This is a genomic window from Oryzobacter telluris, assembly GCF_043099285.1.
GTDB lineage: Bacteria > Actinomycetota > Actinomycetes > Actinomycetales > Dermatophilaceae > Oryzobacter > Oryzobacter telluris.
The window spans coordinates 2,034,425-2,053,487 of sequence record NZ_CP170723.1; the positions used below are offsets into that span (position 1 = coordinate 2,034,425).

A 19,063-nucleotide genomic window follows, 5' to 3' on the forward strand; every position below is an offset into this window, starting at 1 on the left:
CCGGTCGTCCTCAGCGGGCGAGGAACTCCACGAGGACGAGGTTGAACTCCTCGGTGTGCGAGTCGTTGATGCCGTGCGGGCCGTCGGCGATGACGTGCAGCTGCGCGCCGGGGACCTGTGCCGCCGTGCGCTGACCCGACTTCTCCAGCGGCACGATGGCGTCGGCGTCGCCGTGCACGACGAGGACGGGCACCGTGACCTCGGCCAGGTCGCCGCTGAAGTCCTCGACCCACGAGCGGATGCACTGCACCGCGGCGTGGACGTCGGCCTGGGCGGCGAGGCCGAGGGCGGCCTGCCGCTGCGCCTCGGTCACCTTGAGGTCGCCGTTCGCCGAGTAGAAGTTCGTGAGGAACCCGTCGAGGAAGCCGCTCGGGTCGGCGGCGAGGTCGCGTTGCATCCCCTGGACCGTCTCGTCGTCGAGGGCGCCGTCGGGGTGCGCGTCGTCCTTCGCGAGGTTCGGCGGGATGGCCGCGGCGAACACGGCGCTGTGGACGCGTTCCTCGCCGTGGGTGCCGATGTAGCGGGCGACCTCGCCGCCACCCATCGAGAACCCGACGAGGCTGACGTCGTGCAGGTCGAGCCCGGTGAGCACGGCGTCGAGGTCGCTCGTCAGGGTGTCGTAGTCGTAGGAGGACTCCTCGCCCGGCTTGCCCGACTGCCCGAAGCCGCGGCGGTCGTAGGTGACGACGCGGTGGCCGGCCTCGCTGAGGGCGGCCACGGTCGCCGACCACGAGGCGCCGCTGAGGGGCCAGCCGTGGATGAGGACGACGGGGCGGCCGTCACCGCCGGTGTCCTCGACGTGGAGGTCGACCGAGCCGTTGCTGATGGTGCTCATCGTTCACCTTTCGTGGGGGCTGTCACGGCCACCGTAGGCACGTCGCCCCCGCGCCCGCACCCGTCGGGGCGCAGGAATTTCCGCAGGTCACCCACAGTTCGGGTGCCGGTCGCCGTCAGGCGAACCAGCGGCTCGTCCACTCCATCCCGGTGGTGAACCCCAGCCGGAGGTAGAGGCGCCGCGCGACGTCGTTGTCGGCGAACATGCCGAGGGCGCAGGCGCCCGTCGTCGCCACGGCGTCGCGGGTGAGGCGCGCGGTGACGGCGGCCCCCCAGCCCTCCCCGCGGCGGTGCCCGGCGACGGCGATGCCGGCGAGCGTGGGGGTGCCCGCCTGCGACGGCTCGCAGCCGCCGACCGCCACGAGCGCGCCGTCCCCGGGGTCGCGGACGGCGACCCACCGCTGGCCGGGGCGGGCGAACGGCTGGCCGTGGGTGGTGGGGCTGTGGTGGGCGAGGAACGCCTCGGCCTCGTCGCGGGCGGTCGGGTCGAGCTCGACGACCCGGTCCTCGCCGCGGACCTGTGGGGGTGACCGGGTGGTCCAGAGCCAGTCCCACTCGCCGCCGCGCTCCCCGAGGTCGAGCCGTGACGTGGCGACGTCGATGCAGCCGCGGGGCACGCTGACGTGGCGGTTGGCACCGCCGGTGACCCAGGCGCGGACGGCGGGGTCGTCGAGGAGGGTGGCGAGCGCTTCACGGCTCCCGAGGACGGCGCTGCCCGGGACGCCGTGGTCGGACCGGCGGTGGAGGGCGACGGCGCCGTCCGGCAGGTTCCCGACGGCCCAGCCCGGTGCCACGAACCCGGCGCCGACGTCGAGGACGGCGACGGGGTGGTCGCCGGTGGCGGCAGTGGCCTCGGCCGCGTCGGTGAGGACGCGGACCGCTCCGGTCCCGGGGTCCTGCGGCGTCATGGGAGCAGCCTGCCACGGGGGCACCCGGCGAATGCCGTTGCCGTGGGCGGGTGCCGGTGGCACGGTGGTGCGCATGCCCGCCTCCCGGACCCGACCCGCCCGCGACGCCGACGAGCGCGCGAACCTCCTCGGCTGGTACGACCTCCAGCGGGGGATCGTCCGGCTCAAGTGCTCCGGGCTCACCGACGAGGACGCGCAGCGGGTGCTGCTCCCGTCGTCGCCCCTGATGACGGTGGCCGGGATCCTGTCGCACCTGTCCTGGACCGAGGACCTCTGGTTCCGCGAGTGCTTCCTCGGTGAGCGGGCGCAGGGGAGGGGCTTCGGCCCGGACCTCGAGGACGACGCCGAGTTCCGGGTGTCCGGGGTGCCCCTGGCCCGGCTGCTCGAGGAGTACGAGGCCGCCTGCGCCCGGTCGGACGCGGTCATCGCGGCCCACGACCTCGACGACACCGGCAGCACGGCCATCCACTCGGTCGGCGAGGCGACGCTGCGCTGGATGGTGACGCACATGCTCGAGGAGACCGCCCGGCACGCGGGCCACCTCGACCTGCTGCGCGAGATGCTCGACGGCGAGACCGGCTACTACTGACGGGCGTCGCGGCGACTAGCCTGCGTCGGGTGAGCCAGGACGGGACGGACCTCTTCGGGGCGGCGGCAGCCGGCGCCGGGGTGCCCCTGTCGCAGGCCGCCCTCCCACCGCTCGCCGTGCGGATGCGTCCGCGCACGATCGACGAGGTCCGCGGCCAGGCCGACGTCCTGCGTCCCGGGAACCCGTTGCGCCGGCTCATCGAGGGCAGCGGGGGAGCGGCCGGCCCGCTCTCGGCGATCCTCTGGGGGCCGCCGGGCACCGGGAAGACCACCCTCGCCCACCTCGTCGCCAGCGCCGCCGACCGCGAGTTCGTCGAGCTGTCCGCGGTGACGGCGGGCGTCAAGGACGTCCGCGCCGTCATGGAGGGGGCCCTGCGCGCCCGCGACCTCTACGGCCGCCAGACCGTGCTGTTCCTCGACGAGATCCACCGCTTCACCAAGGCCCAGCAGGACGCCCTGCTGCCCGGCGTGGAGAACCGGCAGGTCGTCCTCGTCGCCGCCACGACCGAGAACCCGTCGTTCAGCGTCATCGCCCCGCTGCTGTCGCGCTCGGTCCTCGTCACCCTCGTGCCGCTGACCGACGACGAGGTCGCCGACGTCCTCACCGCCGCCACCACCGACGAGCGCGGCCTCGACGGCGCCTACGCCCTGGCCGACGACGCCCGCGACCACCTCGTCCGACTCGCCGGCGGGGACGCCCGACGAGCGCTCACCTTCCTCGAGGCCGCGGCCGGCGTCGCCGAGGACGCCCTCGCCCCCGGTGCCGAGCGGCCCGACGTCCTCACCCTCACGCTCGCCCAGGCCGAGCAGGCGGTCGCCACCGCGGCCGTCCGCTACGACCGCACCGGCGACCAGCACTACGACGTGGCGTCCGCGCTCATCAAGTCGATGCGCGGCTCCGACGTCGACGCCGCCCTGCACTACCTCGCGCGGATGCTGGAGGCGGGCGAGGACCCCCGCTTCATCGCCCGGCGCATCGTCATCGCCGCGTCCGAGGACGTCGGCCTCGGAGACCCGACCGCCCTGCAGACCGCCGTCGCCGCGATGCACGCGGTGGCGCAGATCGGCATGCCGGAGGCGCGGATCATCCTCGCCCAGGCCGTGGTCCACAACGCCCTGGCCCCGAAGTCGAACGCCGCCTACACGGGCATCAACGAGGCCATCGCCGACGTCCGCGCCGGCAAGGGCGGGCCGGTGCCGATCCACCTGCGCGGCAGAGGGTACGGGGGAGCGGGCCGCATCGCCGACGCCGCTGCCAAAGCCGCCGGCAAGGGGAAGACCCCGCAGTACGTCTACGCCCACGACGAGCCAGACGGCGTGGCCCGCCAGCAGTACCTCCCCGACGACCTCGCGGGCAGCACCGACTACTACCGCCCCACCGACCGGGGGTTCGAGGCCCGGCTCCAGGAGCGCTGGCGCTGGCTGCGCGAACGCCTCGGCCGCGGCTGAGCGGCACGCCGGAATCGCGTGCGACGACACCGTGGCCCACGGGTAGGGTCGGACGCATGACGGTGACGCTCGGAGGAATCGCGGGACTCGTGGCGGCGCTCGCGTTCGCCTTCCTCGTCGTGCGGCTCGCGTCGCTCGTCGGCAAGGCCGGCCGCATCCTCGACGAGACCGCCGCCAGCGTCCGCGAGACGAGCGACAACATCCAGCCGACGCTGAAGTCCCTCACCGACACCATCGGCCTCACCAACGACCAGCTGACCCGGGTCGACGCCATCACGAGCTCGGTCTCGACGATGACGACCAACGCCTCCGCGCTGACCTCCGTCGCCGCGGCGACGGTCGGCTCGCCCCTGATCAAGGTCGCGGCGTACAGCTACGGCGTGCGCACGGCGATCAAGGGCCTGAAGAAGGTCCAGAAGTGAGGCTGCGCACCGTGCTGCTGGCCGCGGCGGCCGTCGGCGTCGGCTACGCCGTGTGGCGCCTGCCCGCGACGAAGCGCTTCGTCGCCACCGTCCGCGACGCCTCGGCCGAGCGGGAGGCCGAGCTGCGCGAGGCCGTCGAGGTCGCCGTCCGCACCGACGCCACCACCCGCGCGCCGCGGCACGCCGCCGGCGCGGGCGTCCCCGACCTCGACGTCGAGGCCGGCTGGGACCGCGGCCGCACGGCCCGCACCCGCCCCTCGACCGCCCTCGGCGAGGACGACCCCGGCCGCTCCCTCACCCCCGAGGAGGCGCGGGCCCTGCTGCTCGACCCCAGCGGCGAGCGAGCTCCGTAGGGCCCTCGCGCCCCCGCCCTCCCCCGACCCACCCGATCGGCCACCGCGGCGGACGGGCATACGATGTCGCGTGCCCGTGCCCGGTGGCACCCGTGAACACCAAGGACTGATTTCCCATGGAAACCGCTGAGATCCGGCGACGCTGGCTGGCGTTCTTCGAGAAGAACGGCCACACCGTCGTCCCCTCCGCGCCGCTGATCCACGACGACCCGAACCTGTTGTTCGTCAACGCCGGCATGGTGCCCTTCAAGCCGTACTTCCTCGGGCAGCAGAGCCCGCAGTGGGACCGCGCGACGAGCGTCCAGAAGTGCGTGCGCACGCAGGACATCGAGGAGGTCGGCAAGACCTCGCGGCACGGCACGTTCTTCCAGATGAACGGCAACTTCTCCTTCGGCGACTACTTCAAGGAGGGGGCCATCACCCTCGCCTGGGAGCTCGTCACCTCGTCGCAGGCCGACGGCGGCTACGGTCTGGACGCCGACCTCATCTGGCCCACGGTCTACGAGGACGACGACGAGGCCTTCGGCATCTGGCGCGACACCATCGGCGTCCCCGCCGAGCGGATCACCCGTCGCGGCAAGCTCGACAACTACTGGCACATGGGCGTCCCCGGCCCCGGTGGCCCGTGCAGCGAGATCTACCTCGACCGCGGCCCCGAGTACGGGCGCGAGGGCGGCCCGGCCGTCGACGAGGACCGCTACCTCGAGTTCTGGAACCTCGTGTTCATGCAGGAGGAGCTCTCGGCCGTCCGCGCCAAGGACGACTTCGACATCGCCGGCCCGCTGCCCAAGCGCAACATCGACACCGGCATGGGCCTGGAGCGCATGGCGACCCTGCTCCAGGGCGTCGACAACCTCTACGAGATCGACGAGGTCTACCCCGTCCTCGAGCGCGCGGCCGAGCTCACCGGCACCCGCTACGGCGTCAGCTCGGGCCACATGGTCAGCGAGTCGCACCCCGACGACGTCCGCCTGCGGGTGGTCGCCGACCACGTGCGCTCCAGCCTGATGCTCATCGGCGACGGCGTGACCCCCGGCAACGAGGGCCGCGGCTACGTCCTGCGCAGGATGCTGCGCCGGGCCGTGCGCTCGATGCGCCTCCTCGGCTACGAGGACCCCTGCCTGCCCGAGCTGCTCCCCGTCTCCGTGGAGCGGATGACGCAGTCCTACCCCGAGCTCGGCACGGGCTTCGACCGGATCAGCCAGATCGCCTACGCGGAGGAGGAGGCGTTCCGCCGCACCCTCGCGGCCGGTACCACCATCCTCGACGTCAAGGCGAAGGCCGTCCGCGACGGCCAGGGCCCCGACGGGTCGAGCAGGCCCGAGCTGCCTGCGGCCGACGTCTTCCAGCTGCACGACACGTACGGCTTCCCCGTCGACCTCACGATGGAGATGGCGGAGGAGCAGGGCCTGGTCGTCGACCGCACGGCGTTCGACCGCCTCATGCAGGAGCAGCGCGACCGGGCCAAGGCCGACGCGAGGTCGAAGAAGTCCGGCCACGCCAACACCGAGGTGTGGCGCGACCTGCGGGCCATCGGGTCCACGGACTTCCGCGCCTACGAGGAGCTGACGAGCGAGGCGTCCGTCCTCGGGCTCGTCGTCGACGGCACCCGGGTGGCCGAGGTCGAGCAGGGCCAGCGCGGCCAGGTCGTCCTCGACCGCACCCCCTTCTACGCCGAGTCCGGCGGCCAGATCGCCGACGAGGGCGTCATCACCGCCGACGGCGTGGTCCTCAAGGTCCTCGACGTCCAGCGCCCGGTGAAGGGCCTCATCGCCCACACGGTCGAGGTCGTCTCGGGCTCGCTGCGCGAGGGCGCCGGCGTCCTCGCCCAGGTCGACCCCGAGTGGCGGCTGTCCGCGTGCCAGGCGCACTCGGGTACCCACGTCGTCCACGCGGCGCTGCGCGAGGTGCTCGGCCCCACGGCCCTGCAGTCCGGCTCGTACAACAAGCCCGGCTACCTCCGCCTCGACTTCGCGTGGGGGCAGGCGCTCTCGCCCGCGACCCGCAGCGAGATCGAGGAGGTCGCCAACCTCGCGGTCCGGAAGGACCTCCCGGTGTCGGCCACCTACATGCCCCTGCCGCAGGCCCGCGACCTCGGTGCCCTCGCGCTGTTCGGCGAGACCTACGGCGACGACGTCCGCGTCGTCGAGATCGGCGGGCCCTGGAGCCGCGAGCTCTGCGGTGGCACCCACGTGCAGCACTCCAGCCAGGTCGGCGCGCTCACCCTGACGGGGGAGTCGTCGGTCGGGTCGGGCGTTCGCCGTGTCGAGGCGTTCGTCGGCATCGACGCCCTGCGCTTCCTCGCACGGGAGCGAGCGATCGTCGCCGAGCTGAGCACCCTCGTCGGCGCCCGCCCCGACGAGCTCGCCGAGCGCGTCGGCCTGATGGTGGCGCGCCTCAAGGACGCCGAGCGCGAGCTCGACCGCGCCCGCAAGGAGCAGGTCACCGCAGCGGCGGGCAACCTCACCGAGCGCGCCAAGGACGTCAACGGCATCACCTTCCTCGGCCACGACGCGGGGGACGCCGACGCCGGCGACGTCCGCACCATGGTCCTCGACCTGCGCGGACGCCTCGGCAACGAGCGCCCTGCGGTCGTCGCCATCACCGGTGCGGCCAAGGGCCGACCCGTGGTGGTCGTCGCGACCAACGAGGCCGCGCGCGGCGTCGGCATCAGGGCCGGTGAGCTGGTCCGCGTGGCGGCGTCCGCCCTCGGTGGCGGTGGCGGCGGCAAGGACGACATCGCTCAGGGTGGCGGCCAGGACCCCTCGAAGGTCGGGGAGGCCCTCTCGGCCGTCGAGTGGCGCGTCGGGGAGCTCGCCGGCTGATGCCGGACCCCGGCGCCTGGCTCGGGGTCGACGTCGGGACGGTCCGCGTCGGCGTCGCGGTCAGCGACCCGCGCGGCGTCCTCGCGACCCCCGTGGCCACGCTCGCCCGCACGCCGGGGACCCCTGCCGCCGCGGGGGACGACGACGTCGAGGAGGTCGCCCGGCTCGTGGCCGAGCACGGGGCGGTCGGGGTCGTCGTCGGGCTGCCCCGGACGCTTCGCGGAGACGAAGGTCCCGCTGCAGCGGGGGCCCGCCAGTATGCTGCGGTGGTTGCGGCGCGCATCGCGCCCGTCTGGGTCCGTCTCGTCGACGAGCGACTCACGAGCGTCGATGCGCACCGTGCACTCCGTGACAGCGGCGTCGCCGGGAGGCGGCAGCGGGCCGTGGTCGACCAGGCCGCGGCGGTGCTCATCCTCCAGACGGCCCTCGACACCGGACGCACCACCGGCGCCCCTCCCGGGGAGCCGGTCAGACCAGGACGGCGCAAGCCCCGGACGAAGGACGCGAGGCCGTGACGCACCAGCACGACTTCACCGACACCATCTTCGGGGGATCCGAGCCGGAGCCCGAGACGCGCCGGGCTCGCACCCGTGCCGAGCTGCACCGCGGGCGCGCCCCGCGCAAGGGTCCGCGCCGCTGGATCATCCTGCTGCTCGCCATCGTCCTCGTCGGCGGTGGCGCCTGGGCGGCCGTCGGCGCCCTCGCGCCGATGGTGTCGGGGCTGCTCGGTGGCTCCTCGCAGGCCGAGGACTTCCCCGGCCCCGGCGAGGGTGCGGTCACCGTCACCGTCGAGCCCGGGCAGACGGGCGAGGACATCGCGACGACGCTGCGCGACCTCGGCGTGGTCAAGACCCGCTCCGCCTACCTCGAGGCCGCGGCCGGCGACCCCAGTGCGGCCGCCGCGATCCAGCCGGGCAGCTACGCCCTGCTCAAGGGGATGCGCGGCGCCGACGCCTTCGAGACGCTCTCCGACCCCGCGAACCGGGTCGTCGCGCGCACGACGATCCGCGAGGGCCTGTGGGCCAACGAGGTCTACGCCACCTTGTCCAAGGGCACCGGGATCCCGGTCAAGGAGTACCAGGCCGCCGCGAAGGACACCGCGGCGATCGGCCTGCCCAAGGCCGCCAAGGGCAAGGTCGAGGGCTGGCTGCACCCCCTCACCTACGAGTTCCCCGACGGCTCCACGGCCAAGGACCAGCTCAAGACCATGGTCGCGGCCACCGTCAAGGCCCTGGAGGACGCCAAGGTCCCCGAGGACGAGTGGATGCGCACCCTCACCATCGCCTCCATCGTCGAGGGCGAGGTCAACGGCGACGCCGACCGCGCCAAGGTCGCCCGCGTCATCCTCAACCGGCTCGAGGGCGGCCCGCCCAGCTACGGCCTGCTCCAGATGGACTCCACCGTGCACTTCGTCGCGCAGGAGCGTGGCCGGGCCGGCACCACCAACGCCCAGCGCGACTCCGACAGCCCGTACAACACCTACAAGGTGCAGGGCCTGCCGCCCGGGCCGATCGACAGCCCCGGGACCAAGTCCATCGAGGCCGCGGCCAACCCCGCCAAGGGCGGCTGGTACTTCTTCGTCACCGTCGACCCCAGCACGGGCGAGACGAAGTTCGCCGAGACCGTGGCCGAGCACGACCGCAACGTCCAGGAGTTCCAGGCCTGGTGCCGGGCGAACAAGGACAAGTGCTGAGGGCCTCGGTCCTCGGGTCGCCGATCGCGCACTCCCTCTCGCCGGTCCTGCACCGGGCGGGGTACGCCGCGGCGGGTCTCGACGGGTGGGAGTACGAGGCGCACGAGGTCGACGCGGCCGGGCTGGCCCCGTTCGTCGCCGACCTCGACGACTCGTGGCGCGGCCTGTCGCTGACCATGCCCCTCAAGGAGGCGGCGCTGGCGGTGGCGGTGGCCGTCTCGGACGTCGCCACCCGCGCCGGAGCCGCCAACACCCTCGTCCGCCGCGCCGACGGTGGCTGGGACGCGACCAACACCGATGTCGCGGGCCTGGTCCGGGCGCTGCGCCCCTTCCTCGCCGACGGTGCGCGCCGGGCGCTCGTCATCGGCGCCGGGGCCACCGCCCGCTCGGCCGTGCTGGCGCTGGCCGAGCTCGGGGTCACAACCCTGACCGTGCGCGCCCGTGACACCGCGAAGGCCGCCGACCTGCTCGCCTGGGCGCTCGACCTCGGGGTCGGCGTCGTCAACGGCTCGGTCGCCGACATCGCGCCGTGGGTGACGACCCGCGACGACGTCGTGGTCTCCACGGTGCCGGCGTCCGCGGGGGAGTCGGTGGCCGCCACCGTGCCCGCCGCCCACGCCGGGGTCCTGCTCGACGTCGTGTACGACGGCTGGCCGACGCCGGTCGCGCGCGCCGCCGAGGCCGCGGGGATGATCGTGGTGTCCGGTCTCGACATGCTCGTCCACCAGGCCGCCGAGCAGTTCCGGCTCTTCACCGGCCACGACGCGCCGGTCGACGCGATGGCCGCCGCCGGTCGGGCCGCGCTGGGGTCGCGATGACGCCCTGGTGGGTCGTCGCCGCGTGCGCCCTGGTCCTCGGTGTGGTCGGCCACCTCACCGGTCGTGAGCTCGCCACCGGCGGGTACCGCATCCCCGAGGACGAGGCGACGCACGCGCCGCGCAACCCCTGGTGGACCGGACCGGCGACGGCCCTGTTCGCCGGGACAGCGGCGGTGTTCGTCGGCGGCGACGCCCGCTGGGCCGCGCTGCCCGCCTTCCTCCTCCTCGCCTGGCTCACGGTGGCGCTGATCTGGATCGACCTCGACGTGCACCGGCTGCCGGTGGGGCTCGTCGTGCCGGGTGGGGCCGCCATCGCCGGTCTGCTCGTCGTGGCCTCGCTGTCCGAGGGCGGGCGCCGCTGGGTGTCGGCGCTCATCGGCGCCGTGGCGATGGGGCTGGTCTACGTCGTGCTCGCGCTGCTGCCCGGCGGGGGAGTGGGCGGTGGCGACGTGCGCCTCGCCCCGGTCCTCGGCGGGCTGCTCGGCTGGCTCGGGATCGGGCACCTGACCGTGGGCATCGCGGCCGGGTTCGTCATCGGGGGGGTCGGCGCGGTCATCCTCCTCGTCGGCGGCCGCGTGGGGATGAAGTCGTCGATCGCCTACGGGCCGGCGATGTGCCTCGGGGTGTGGGTCGCGGTCGTCGGGACGTCCCGGATCCTGACCTGGCTGCTCGGTGGCTGAGACGCGCGTGGAAGGATCGTGGGCATGCTGCGCTGGCTGACCGCTGGGGAGTCGCACGGGCCCGCGCTCGTCGCGACCATCGAGGGCCTGCCTGCGGGCATCGAGGTGACCACCGCCGACGTGTCCGCCGCCCTCGCGCGGCGCCGGCTGGGCTACGGCCGTGGCGCCCGCCAGAAGTTCGAGCAGGACGAGCTGGAGTTCCTCGGCGGGGTCCGGCTGGGCCTGACCCTCGGGTCGCCGCTCGCGCTGCGGATCGGCAACAGCGAGTGGCCCAAGTGGCAGACCGTGATGAGTCCCGACCCCGTCGCGCTCGAGGACTACGAGGCCTCCGACGACGTCAACGCCGAGAAGGAGGTCGCCCGCAACCGGCCGCTCACCCGGCCGCGCCCCGGGCACGCCGACCTCGTCGGGATGCAGAAGTACGGCTTCGACGACGCCCGCCCGGTCCTCGAGCGCGCCTCGGCCCGCGAGACCGCGGCCCGGGTGGCCCTGGGTGCCGTGGCAGCCGCGTTCCTCGAGCAGGCCTACGGCATCCGGCTCGTCTCGCACACCGTCGCCATCGGCGCCGCGTCCGTGCGGGAGGACGCCCCGCTGCCCACGGCCGACGACGTCGCCGCCCTCGACGCCGACCCCGTGCGGGCCTTCGACCCCGAGGGCTCGGCCGCGATGGTCGCCGAGGTCGACGCCGCCCACAAGGACGGCGACACCCTCGGTGGCGTCGTCGAGGTCGTGGCCACCGGCCTGCCCCCGGGCCTGGGCTCGCACGTGCACTGGGACCGCCGGCTCGACGCGCGCCTGGCCGCCGCCCTCATGGGCATCCAGGCGATCAAGGGCGTCGAGGTCGGTGACGGCTTCCGCACCGCGGCCCGCCGCGGCTCGGTCGCCCACGACGAGATGGAGCGCGGCGCCGACGGTGTCATCCGCCGCCGCACCGGCCGCGCCGGTGGCACCGAGGGCGGGATGTCGGTGGGCGGGCTGCTGCGCGTCCGCGCCGCGATGAAGCCGATCTCCACCGTCCCGCGGTCGCTGGCCACGGTCGACGTCGCGTCCGACGAGCCGGCCCGCGCCATCCACCAGCGCTCCGACGTCTGCGCCGTCCCGGCGGCCGGTGTGGTCGCCGAGGCGATGGTCGCGCTGGTCCTCGCCGAGGCCTGCCTGGAGAAGTTCGGGGGCGACTCGGTCGCCGAGACCTCGCGTAACCACGCTGCGTACCTCGCGGCCATCCCCGCGACGATGCGCACGTGGGACGACTCCTGATGCCGCGCCTCGTCGTCATCGGCCCGCCCGGGTCGGGGAAGAGCACCGTGGGGGCGCTCGTCGCCGAGCTGCTCGGGGTGCCGTTCCACGACACCGACGCCGCGGTCGAGGTCTCGACCGGCCGGACCATCTCCGACATCTTCGTCGTCGACGGCGAGCCGGCCTTCCGCGCGCTGGAGCGCGCCGAGGTCGCCCGCGCGGTCGTCGAGGAGCCGGGGGTCGTCGCGCTGGGCGGGGGAGCGCCGGTCGACCCCGGCTCGCGGCAGGTGCTGGAGGGGCAGACCGTCGTCTTCCTCGACGTCGGGATCGCCGACGCCGCCAAGCGGGTCGGCTTCGACGTGAGCCGTCCCCTGCTCGCGGTGAACCCGCGTTCGTCGTGGGTGCGGCTCATGGCCGAGCGCCGACCCGTCTACGAGGCCCTGGCCACCCACCGCGTCGACACGGCCGGGCGGTCCGCGCAGGACGTCGCCGCCGAGGTCGCCGCCCTGCTGGGGGAGTCGTGAGCGCCGCCGACGCCACGGTCATCCCGGTCGGGGACGCCTACGACGTCGTCGTCGGGCACGGGGTGTCCGACCGGGTCACCGGCCTGCTCGCCGCCGGGGTCAGCCAGGTCCTCGTCGTGCGCCCGGACTCGCTGGCCGCGCTCGCCGAGCCCGTCGTCGCCCGGCTGCGCGCGTCGGGGCTCACCGTCCACGAGGCCTCCGTTCCCGACAACGAGGTCGCCAAGACCGCCGAGGTCGCGGCTGGCCTGTGGGCCGTGCTCGGCCGCCACGCGTTCACCCGCACCGACGCCGTCGTGTCCGTCGGTGGCGGCACCGTCACCGACCTCGCCGGCTTCGTCGCCGCCACCTGGCTGCGCGGGGTGCAGGTCGTCCACGTCCCGACGACGCTGCTCGCCATGGTCGACGCCGCGGTCGGCGGCAAGACGGGCATCAACACCGCCGAGGGCAAGAACCTCGTCGGCGCCTTCCACGAGCCCGCCGGGGTGCTGTGCGACCTCGACGTCCTCGCCACGCTGCCGCAGGCCGACCTCGTCGCCGGGCTGGCGGAGGTCGTCAAGGCCGGCTTCATCGCCGACCCGCGGATCCTCGAGCTCGTCGAGGCCGACCCGGCCGGCGCCACCCGCTGGGACGGTCCGCACACCCGCGAGCTCGTCGAGCGCGCGATCCGGGTCAAGGCCGAGGTGGTCGCGGCCGACCTCAAGGAGTCGTGGCTGCGCGAGATCCTCAACTACGGGCACACCCTCGGCCACGCGGTCGAGCAGGTCGAGTCGTACCGACGGCGCCACGGTGAGGCGGTCGCCATCGGGATGGTGTTCGCGGCCGAGCTCGCGCAGCGGTCCGGCCACCTCTCGCCCGAGGTCGTCGCGCTGCACCGCTCGGTGCTGGAGTCGGTCGGGCTCCCCACCTCGTACGACGGCGCCTCGTTCGAGGACCTCCTCACCGCGATGCGCCGCGACAAGAAGTCGCGCGGGGCGCTGCTGCGCTTCGTCGTCCTCGAGGACGTCGGCCGCCCCACCCGGCTCGAGGGCCCCGACGAGGCCTGGCTGACCGGCGCCCTCGAGGCCATCTCCACCCCCTGACCCGCACCACCGTCCGTTCCGCACCGCGCCGCCGTTCCGCGCCACTCCCGACCCGCCTCACCCCTCCCGGTTCGTACCGCCTGCCGTCCCGCGCCACTGCTGAGCCGCACAGGCCGCCCATCCGGTAGCGCCCTCCCGTTCGGCACAGTCCACCCACCGCGCTTCGGCTGCGGGCTCTGGTCCACTCGGTCGACTGGCGACGATCTGCGGGGATGGCGATGCGTACGCGCCGCCATCCGGGCGAGTGGACCAGAGCCGACCGAGTGGACCAGAGCCCGGAGGGGGGACTGGCGCCGGGGGCTGTGGATGAGGCATGGGCCCGCGGCATCCGGTGTGCCACGGTGGCCGGGTGCTCGGTGACCCGCCCCCTCCACCCTTCGACCCCGGCCTGCTCCGGTGGTCGCGGGACCTGCGACGTCTCCGTGTCGACCCGCGGCGGGCGGGGATGCACCAGGTGCGCCACGGTGCCTGGATCGAGGCCGCCGACTGGGCGGCGCTGACGCCCGAGCAGCGGCACGCCGCCCTCGTCCATGCGAGCGACCAGATGAGCGCCGACCCCGGAGGGCATGTCTTCGCCCTCGAGTCGGCCGCAGCGGTCTGGGGACTTCCGCGGATCGAGAGCTGGCCGCCGTACGTCACGGTCCTGGCCGCCGGGCCCAGGACTCGCGGCTCACGCCTGCTCAACGTCCACGTAGGGGCGCCGGCCACACCGGTCACCCTGCGGGGAGCTCGCGTGACGGGGGTCGCCCGCACGGTCGTCGACCTGGCCCGCACCGGCTCGTTCGTCTCGGCGCTGGCTGCCGCGGACCACGCCCTCAGGCACGGTCTGTGCACGCGCGGCGACCTCGTCGCCGAGGCGCGTGCTGTCCGGGCTCGCGTCCGAGGACGTCCCACCGCCCAGCTGGTCGTCGAGCTCGCCGACGGCAGCGCGATGTCCGCGGGCGAGAGCCTCTCGCGGGGCCAGATGTTCCTCCTCAACCTCCCGCGACCCCGGCTGCAGGTCGAGGTGGAGGACGACCTCGGCCTCGTGGGCGTCGCGGACTTCGGGTGGCCCGGAGTGGTCGGCGAGTTCGACGGCCGCACGAAGTACGGGCTGGACCGCGTCCCCGCGGGGGTCGACCCGAGCGAGGTGCTCTGGCGGGAGAAGCAGCGGGAGGACCGCATGCGACGCAGGTCCCGCGTCGCCCGCTGGATCTGGGCCGACGCGCTCCACGCGAGGCGGATGGTGGCGATCCTGGCCGAGGTCGGCATCCGCCCCCAGCCGCGCAGCACGTGGCTCGACCTCGCCCCGCGCTCGGCCTGACCCCCCGGGTGGCGTCGATCTGCGGGGATGGCGGTGCGTACGCGTCGCCTTCCGGGCAGGTGGACCAGAGCAGACCGAGTGGACCAGAGCCCGCGGGGTGGGGGCGGGCGGGGGAGGGGAAGGCGAGTGAGGGGACTCGCTCGCAGGAAGGGCACAGCGGACTCACCGTGAGCGCACCGCAGGGGCATGGAGGGTTCTCGTCATGAGCACCTCGACGCCGCCCCAGCCCACGGACCGCCCCGAGCCGGGGGTCCACCCCGACCACGACCGCGGGTTGGAGTTCGACGTCCGCACCCTCCTGGCCCGGCGTTCCGCCCTCGGCCTCATCTCCGGGGCCGGGCTGCTCGCCCTCGTGGGCTGCGCGACCGACACGACGTCGGGCTCCACGGCCTCGACCACCGCCTCGACGACGTCCAGCGCGACCGCCGGCGCGAGCTCGTCGGCCACCGCCACGGCCGCGGCGGGCGCCGTCGACACCGAGGTCCCCGACGAGACCGGCGGCCCCTACCCGGGCGACGGCTCCAACGGCCCGAACGTCCTCGACGACTCGGGCATCGTCCGCCAGGACATCACCTCCTCCTTCGGCACGAGCACGACCACGGCCGCGGGCGTCCCGCTCACCGTCAACCTCACGGTCACCGACGGCGCCAACGGGTACGCCGCGATGGAGGGTGTGGCCGTCTACGCCTGGCACGCCGACGCGCAGGGCCGCTACTCGATGTACAGCCAGGGCGTGGAGAACGAGAACTACCTGCGCGGCGTCCAGCCGACCAATGCCGAGGGCACCGCGACCTTCACCACCGTCTTCCCCGGGTGCTACGACGGGCGCTGGCCGCACATCCACTTCGAGGTCTACAAGAGCACCGCCGAGGCCACGAGCACCGGCCAGATCGTCAAGACCAGCCAGATCGCGCTGCCCCAGGCCGCCTGCGAGAAGGTGTACGCCGACACGGCCACCTACCCGCAGAGCGCGAGCAACCTGGGCCGGACCTCGCTCACCGGCGACATGGTCTTCGGCGACGACGGCGGCATCCACCAGCTCGCCACCGTGACGGGCGACGCGACGAGCGGGTACGTCGCCAACCTCACCATCGGCGTCTGAGCGCGGACGGGGCCACGCCGCGGGCGCGATAGGATCTGCGGTGATCCCCATCCCCCCTGCGGGGGTGACGCGCGCCCGCGGCCGGTCCGCGGCGTCTCCCGAGCACACGAAAGCGAAGACCCCGTGGCATCGACCAACGACCTCAAGAACGGCCTCGTCCTCAACCTCGAGGGCCAGCTCTGGACCGTGATCGAGTTCCAGCACGTCAAGCCCGGCAAGGGCCCGGCGTTCGTGCGGACCAAGCTGAAGAACGTCCTGTCGGGCAAGGTCGTCGACAAGACCTTCAACGCCGGCGTCAAGGTCGAGACCGCGAACGTCGACAAGCGCAACATGCAGTACCTGTACAACGACGGCCAGGACTTCATCTTCATGGACGGCGACACGTACGACCAGATCTCGGTCACCCCCGAGGTCGTCGGCGACGCCGCGAAGTACATGCTGGAGAACCAGGAGGCGATCGTCGCCCGCCACGACGGTGCCGTGCTCTTCATCGAGCTCCCGGCCTCGGTCGTCCTCGAGATCAGCTACACCGAGCCGGGCCTGCAGGGCGACCGCTCCACCGGTGGCACCAAGCCCGCCACCCTCGAGACCGGCGCCGAGATCGCCGTGCCGCTGTTCCTCGAGACCGGCACCAAGGTCAAGGTCGACACCCGCGACGGCTCCTACCTCGGACGGGTCAGCTGACCACGTGAGCGCCCGCACCAAGGCCCGCAAGCGCGCCCTCGACCTCCTCTTCGAGGCCGAGGCGCGCGGGGTCAACGTCGGCGACCTCCTGCGGGAGCGGCTCGCCGCCCCCGTCACCGAGGCCCCGCTGGCCGAGCTGACCGCCGACCTCGTGAGCGGCGTCGTCGAGCGCTGGTCGCAGATCGACGAGCTCATCGCCACCTACTCGCAGGGCTGGACCCTGCAGCGGATGCCCGCGGTCGACCGCGCCATCCTGCGCCTGGGCGCGTACGAGGTGCTGTTCTCCACCGACGTGCCCGAGCCCGTCGCGGTCAGCGAGTGGGTCGGGCTGGCCACCGAGCTGTCCACCGACGACAGCCCCCGGTTCGTCAACGGGCTCCTCGGCCGGCTCGTCGAGGTCAAGCCCACCCTGGCCTAGGCTCCACAGGGTGAGCACCGTGCGCCACGCCACCGCCGCAGACCTCCCGCTGATCGGGCCGATCGAGGACGCGGGTGACGCCCTGTTCACGCAGCTCTTCGGGGCCGTCGACTGGCCAGCCGCGAACACGGGGGAGGAGCGCGCGGCCGAGCCCGGCTTCCTCCTCGTCGTCGAGGAGCCGGACACCTGCGAGGTCGTGGGGTTCGCGCACGTCCTCGACCTCGACGGCCACCACCACCTCGAGCAGGTCGCGGTCCTGCCCGAGCACGGCAGGCGGGGCCACGGCAGCGCCCTGCTGGCCGGCGTCGCGCTCGAGGCCGCCCGTCGCGGTGCCGACGCGGTGACCCTGATGACGTACGCCGACGTCCCGTGGAACGGGCCCTTCTACGCCACCCACGGGTGGGTCGAGCTGGCCGAGGTGCCCGAGCACCTGCGCGAGATCGCCGAGGCCGAGGCGCGGATGGGCCTCGAGCGGCACGGGCGACGCATCGTCATGGCCAGGACGGTGGGTCCCGACCTCACTCCTCCAGGCGGAAGCCGAGCTTGATCCCCACCTGGTAGTGGGCCACGGCGCCGTCGGCGATGTGGCCGCGGATCTCGGTGACCTCGAACCAGTCGAGGCCGCGGACGGTGGTCGAGGCGCGCGACACGGCCGTGGTGATCGCGTCGTCGATGGACGTCGTCGAGCTGCCGACGACCTCGCTGATGCCATAGGTGTGTGCCATGCCGTCGATCATCCTCGGAGACGGGGGACCGGACCAGCGTGCGTTCGTCGCGGTTTCCGACGAGCCGTGAGGGCGCCCACCAGCCACTCGGCGGGTCCGGTCCCAACGAGGCGCCACCAGAGGAAGCCGGCCGCCATCGTGCCGGGCACGATGACGAGCCAGCCGAGCAGGTCGTTCTCCGCCGGTCGCGGGCCCCCGGGAGCCCACAGGGCGAGGACGCCCACGTGCAGGAGGTACAGGCTGAGCGAGACGGCGCCCGCGGCGAGCAGCGGGACCGTGACGACGCCGACGACCCGCATGGCGCGTGCGCCACGCACGGTGACGACGAGCACGGTGACGGCGTACGCGCCGAGGACGAGGCCGAGGTCGTGCAGGGTGTCCGGCAGGCTCCCCGACGACACGTCGGCCTCCGGCCGCAGGCGCAGCAGCACCGGTACCACGAGGTAGGCGAGCGGCGCGACCGCGAGCACCGTCCACAGCAGCACGTCCCGCCGGAACCCGTGACGCAGCAGGAGCGCCCCGAGCAGGAAGAACGGCAGCAGGTTGGTCAGGCGGTAGTGGGCGCTGAGGGCGACCCAGCCGGCGACCCGTGAGAACGGCGCCTCGGGGTCGGCGAACGCCCAGAGGAGCTCGGAGCGCGCCCACGCGTTGACCGGCGCGGCGAGCACGGCGCACGACGCCGCAACCGCGACCAGCCACCGCGTGGGCAGCAGCACCAGGGGCGCGCCGACGATGAGCAGGATCCCCAGCTGCCCCAGGACGATCGCCACCCACGTGTGCCACCCCTCCATCCAGACGCCGAGCGCGATGAGCAGCAGCCCCCGCACGACCTGCTGTGCAAGCATCCGCGCGCGCCGCGACCGGTCGGTCCGCTCCGCCACGAGCTGGGCGGACATCCCCATCACGAGGGCGAACAGCGGGGACGCCACGTCGTTGACCTGGCGCATGAGGAGCCGCACGACGTCCGGGGCCTCGGGGAGGAAGGGCACCGCGTGGGCCACGAGCATCGCCAGGATCGCCCCGCCCCGCAGGACGTCAGGGACGAGGAGTCGCGGTCCTCCCGCCGCGCCCGCCGTCCCGCTCATCGCCTCAGCCCCGGGTGATGGAGACCGGCGGCGGCTGCAGAGCCCGCAGGTCGGACGCCTGCTCGTGGGAGGTGCTCATCCCGCAACCGTAGTCACGGGGACGAGTGGGGGCCTCAGCGACCTCTCGGCCGTTCAGCGGGAGCCGGCGGCCGCGAAGACGACCTCGGGCCACGGCGAGGACGCGATCCACGCGCGGTAGGTCTCGGCGTCGGCATCGCGCGGCGGGAACAGCGCAGCGGTGCGAGCCGGCACCGGGACGGCCACGTCGGCACAGGAGGCGTCACGGTGGGGGACGGGCGGGACGGTGGTCTGCACGGTGGCCTCCTCACGGGCACTC

General features: G+C 74.0%; 22 protein-coding genes. 17 read left to right on the top strand and 5 right to left on the bottom strand.

Going from position 1 to position 19,063, the window contains the following annotated elements; genetic code table 11:
- Positions 1-10: 10 nt before the first annotated feature.
- Entirely contained in the window at positions 11-835 is an 825-nt protein-coding gene (locus tag ACFLFB_RS09240) for an alpha/beta fold hydrolase (RefSeq protein ID WP_392541881.1), read from the bottom strand.
- Between the two features lie 115 nt (positions 836-950).
- Positions 951-1,742, bottom strand: a complete 792-nt coding sequence (locus tag ACFLFB_RS09245; RefSeq protein ID WP_392541882.1) for a GNAT family N-acetyltransferase — start codon at positions 1,740-1,742, stop codon at positions 951-953.
- Positions 1,743-1,815: 73 nt separating this feature from the next.
- On the opposite strand from ACFLFB_RS09245, the gene ACFLFB_RS09250 reads away from it, so the two are divergent.
- The 17 genes from ACFLFB_RS09250 (at position 1,816) to ACFLFB_RS09330 (ending at position 17,463) form a co-directional block, all read left to right on the top strand.
- A complete protein-coding gene (locus ACFLFB_RS09250; RefSeq protein ID WP_392541883.1) occupies positions 1,816-2,331 on the top strand; it encodes a DinB family protein in 516 nt (171 codons plus the stop codon).
- A 122-nt stretch (positions 2,332-2,453) separates the two neighbouring features.
- Positions 2,454-3,779 carry a replication-associated recombination protein A gene (locus tag ACFLFB_RS09255; RefSeq protein ID WP_392545404.1) on the top strand — a complete coding sequence of 442 codons (1,326 nt, stop codon included), beginning with the start codon at positions 2,454-2,456 and terminating at the stop codon, positions 3,777-3,779.
- Positions 3,780-3,841: 62 nt separating this feature from the next.
- Positions 3,842-4,201, top strand: coding sequence for a DUF948 domain-containing protein (locus ACFLFB_RS09260; RefSeq protein ID WP_392545405.1), 360 nt, complete (start codon positions 3,842-3,844; stop codon positions 4,199-4,201).
- Positions 4,198-4,554, top strand: coding sequence for a hypothetical protein (locus ACFLFB_RS09265; protein ID WP_392541884.1), 357 nt, complete (start codon positions 4,198-4,200; stop codon positions 4,552-4,554). The genes ACFLFB_RS09260 and ACFLFB_RS09265 overlap by 4 nt, the downstream gene beginning before the upstream one ends.
- A 116-nt stretch (positions 4,555-4,670) precedes the next feature.
- Positions 4,671-7,379 (top strand): alanine--tRNA ligase, encoded by a 2,709-nt coding sequence (gene alaS / locus ACFLFB_RS09270; RefSeq protein ID WP_392541885.1) that lies wholly within the window; start codon positions 4,671-4,673, stop codon positions 7,377-7,379.
- Positions 7,379-7,894 carry a Holliday junction resolvase RuvX gene (ruvX, locus tag ACFLFB_RS09275; RefSeq protein WP_392541886.1) on the top strand — a complete coding sequence of 172 codons (516 nt, stop codon included), beginning with the start codon at positions 7,379-7,381 and terminating at the stop codon, positions 7,892-7,894. The genes alaS and ruvX overlap by 1 nt, the downstream gene beginning before the upstream one ends.
- Positions 7,891-9,072 (top strand): endolytic transglycosylase MltG, encoded by a 1,182-nt coding sequence (gene mltG, locus ACFLFB_RS09280; RefSeq protein WP_392541887.1) that lies wholly within the window; start codon positions 7,891-7,893, stop codon positions 9,070-9,072. The genes ruvX and mltG overlap by 4 nt, the downstream gene beginning before the upstream one ends.
- Entirely contained in the window at positions 9,066-9,890 is an 825-nt protein-coding gene (locus ACFLFB_RS09285; RefSeq protein ID WP_392541888.1) for a shikimate dehydrogenase, read from the top strand. Before mltG ends, ACFLFB_RS09285 begins: the two co-directional genes overlap by 7 nt.
- Positions 9,887-10,570: a prepilin peptidase gene (locus ACFLFB_RS09290; RefSeq protein WP_392541889.1), complete on the top strand. Its 684-nt coding sequence runs from the start codon at positions 9,887-9,889 to the stop codon at positions 10,568-10,570. The genes ACFLFB_RS09285 and ACFLFB_RS09290 overlap by 4 nt, the downstream gene beginning before the upstream one ends.
- A 24-nt stretch (positions 10,571-10,594) precedes the next feature.
- Positions 10,595-11,827: a chorismate synthase gene (aroC, locus tag ACFLFB_RS09295; protein ID WP_392541890.1), complete on the top strand. Its 1,233-nt coding sequence runs from the start codon at positions 10,595-10,597 to the stop codon at positions 11,825-11,827.
- Positions 11,827-12,330 carry a shikimate kinase gene (locus ACFLFB_RS09300; protein WP_392545406.1) on the top strand — a complete coding sequence of 168 codons (504 nt, stop codon included), beginning with the start codon at positions 11,827-11,829 and terminating at the stop codon, positions 12,328-12,330. The genes aroC and ACFLFB_RS09300 overlap by 1 nt, the downstream gene beginning before the upstream one ends.
- On the top strand, positions 12,327-13,409 hold the full coding sequence (aroB, locus tag ACFLFB_RS09305) for a 3-dehydroquinate synthase (protein ID WP_392541891.1): 1,083 nt from the start codon (positions 12,327-12,329) through the stop codon (positions 13,407-13,409). The genes ACFLFB_RS09300 and aroB overlap by 4 nt, the downstream gene beginning before the upstream one ends.
- A gap of 454 nt (positions 13,410-13,863) precedes the next feature.
- Positions 13,864-14,712 (top strand): hypothetical protein, encoded by an 849-nt coding sequence (locus ACFLFB_RS09310; protein ID WP_392541892.1) that lies wholly within the window; start codon positions 13,864-13,866, stop codon positions 14,710-14,712.
- Positions 14,713-14,914: 202 nt separating this feature from the next.
- A complete protein-coding gene (locus tag ACFLFB_RS09315) occupies positions 14,915-15,814 on the top strand; it encodes an intradiol ring-cleavage dioxygenase (RefSeq protein WP_392541893.1) in 900 nt (299 codons plus the stop codon).
- Between the two features lie 123 nt (positions 15,815-15,937).
- A complete protein-coding gene (gene efp / locus ACFLFB_RS09320) occupies positions 15,938-16,498 on the top strand; it encodes an elongation factor P (protein ID WP_392541894.1) in 561 nt (186 codons plus the stop codon).
- A 4-nt stretch (positions 16,499-16,502) separates the two neighbouring features.
- Complete coding sequence (gene nusB, locus ACFLFB_RS09325) at positions 16,503-16,916, top strand: transcription antitermination factor NusB (RefSeq protein WP_392541895.1); 414 nt, start codon at positions 16,503-16,505, stop codon at positions 16,914-16,916.
- Positions 16,917-16,926: 10 nt separating this feature from the next.
- Positions 16,927-17,463 (top strand): GNAT family N-acetyltransferase, encoded by a 537-nt coding sequence (locus ACFLFB_RS09330; RefSeq protein ID WP_392541896.1) that lies wholly within the window; start codon positions 16,927-16,929, stop codon positions 17,461-17,463.
- On the opposite strand, the gene ACFLFB_RS09335 is transcribed toward ACFLFB_RS09330, so the two are convergent.
- From ACFLFB_RS09335 to ACFLFB_RS09345, 3 genes are all read right to left on the bottom strand, one after another.
- Complete coding sequence (locus tag ACFLFB_RS09335; protein ID WP_392541897.1) at positions 17,435-17,641, bottom strand: dodecin; 207 nt, start codon at positions 17,639-17,641, stop codon at positions 17,435-17,437. The two genes, ACFLFB_RS09330 and ACFLFB_RS09335, sit on opposite strands and share 29 nt — an antisense overlap.
- Positions 17,642-17,649: 8 nt before the next feature.
- The gene (locus ACFLFB_RS09340; RefSeq protein WP_392541898.1) at positions 17,650-18,726 is read right to left on the bottom strand and encodes a heparan-alpha-glucosaminide N-acetyltransferase domain-containing protein; all 1,077 of its coding nucleotides are present in this window, start codon (positions 18,724-18,726) and stop codon (positions 17,650-17,652) included.
- Between the two features lie 132 nt (positions 18,727-18,858).
- The gene (locus tag ACFLFB_RS09345) at positions 18,859-19,041 is read right to left on the bottom strand and encodes a hypothetical protein (protein WP_392541899.1); all 183 of its coding nucleotides are present in this window, start codon (positions 19,039-19,041) and stop codon (positions 18,859-18,861) included.
- Between the last annotated feature and the right edge of the window lie 22 nt (positions 19,042-19,063).

What these genes read in the sequence shown, in the direction of transcription:
- ACFLFB_RS09240 (WP_392541881.1), bottom strand. Translation starts at nt 835, where the DNA reads ATGAGCACCATCAGCAACGGCTCGGTCGACCTCCACGTCGAGGACACC.
- ACFLFB_RS09245 (WP_392541882.1), bottom strand. Translation starts at nt 1,742, where the DNA reads ATGACGCCGCAGGACCCCGGGACCGGAGCGGTCCGCGTCCTCACCGAC.
- ACFLFB_RS09250 (WP_392541883.1), top strand. Translation starts at nt 1,816, where the DNA reads ATGCCCGCCTCCCGGACCCGACCCGCCCGCGACGCCGACGAGCGCGCG.
- ACFLFB_RS09255 (WP_392545404.1), top strand. Translation starts at nt 2,454, where the DNA reads ATGCGTCCGCGCACGATCGACGAGGTCCGCGGCCAGGCCGACGTCCTG.
- alaS (WP_392541885.1), top strand. Translation starts at nt 4,671, where the DNA reads ATGGAAACCGCTGAGATCCGGCGACGCTGGCTGGCGTTCTTCGAGAAG.
- ruvX (WP_392541886.1), top strand. Translation starts at nt 7,379, where the DNA reads ATGCCGGACCCCGGCGCCTGGCTCGGGGTCGACGTCGGGACGGTCCGC.
- ACFLFB_RS09290 (WP_392541889.1), top strand. Translation starts at nt 9,887, where the DNA reads ATGACGCCCTGGTGGGTCGTCGCCGCGTGCGCCCTGGTCCTCGGTGTG.
- aroC (WP_392541890.1), top strand. Translation starts at nt 10,595, where the DNA reads ATGCTGCGCTGGCTGACCGCTGGGGAGTCGCACGGGCCCGCGCTCGTC.
- ACFLFB_RS09300 (WP_392545406.1), top strand. Translation starts at nt 11,827, where the DNA reads ATGCCGCGCCTCGTCGTCATCGGCCCGCCCGGGTCGGGGAAGAGCACC.
- ACFLFB_RS09315 (WP_392541893.1), top strand. Translation starts at nt 14,915, where the DNA reads ATGAGCACCTCGACGCCGCCCCAGCCCACGGACCGCCCCGAGCCGGGG.
- ACFLFB_RS09335 (WP_392541897.1), bottom strand. Translation starts at nt 17,641, where the DNA reads ATGGCACACACCTATGGCATCAGCGAGGTCGTCGGCAGCTCGACGACG.
- ACFLFB_RS09340 (WP_392541898.1), bottom strand. Translation starts at nt 18,726, where the DNA reads ATGAGCGGGACGGCGGGCGCGGCGGGAGGACCGCGACTCCTCGTCCCT.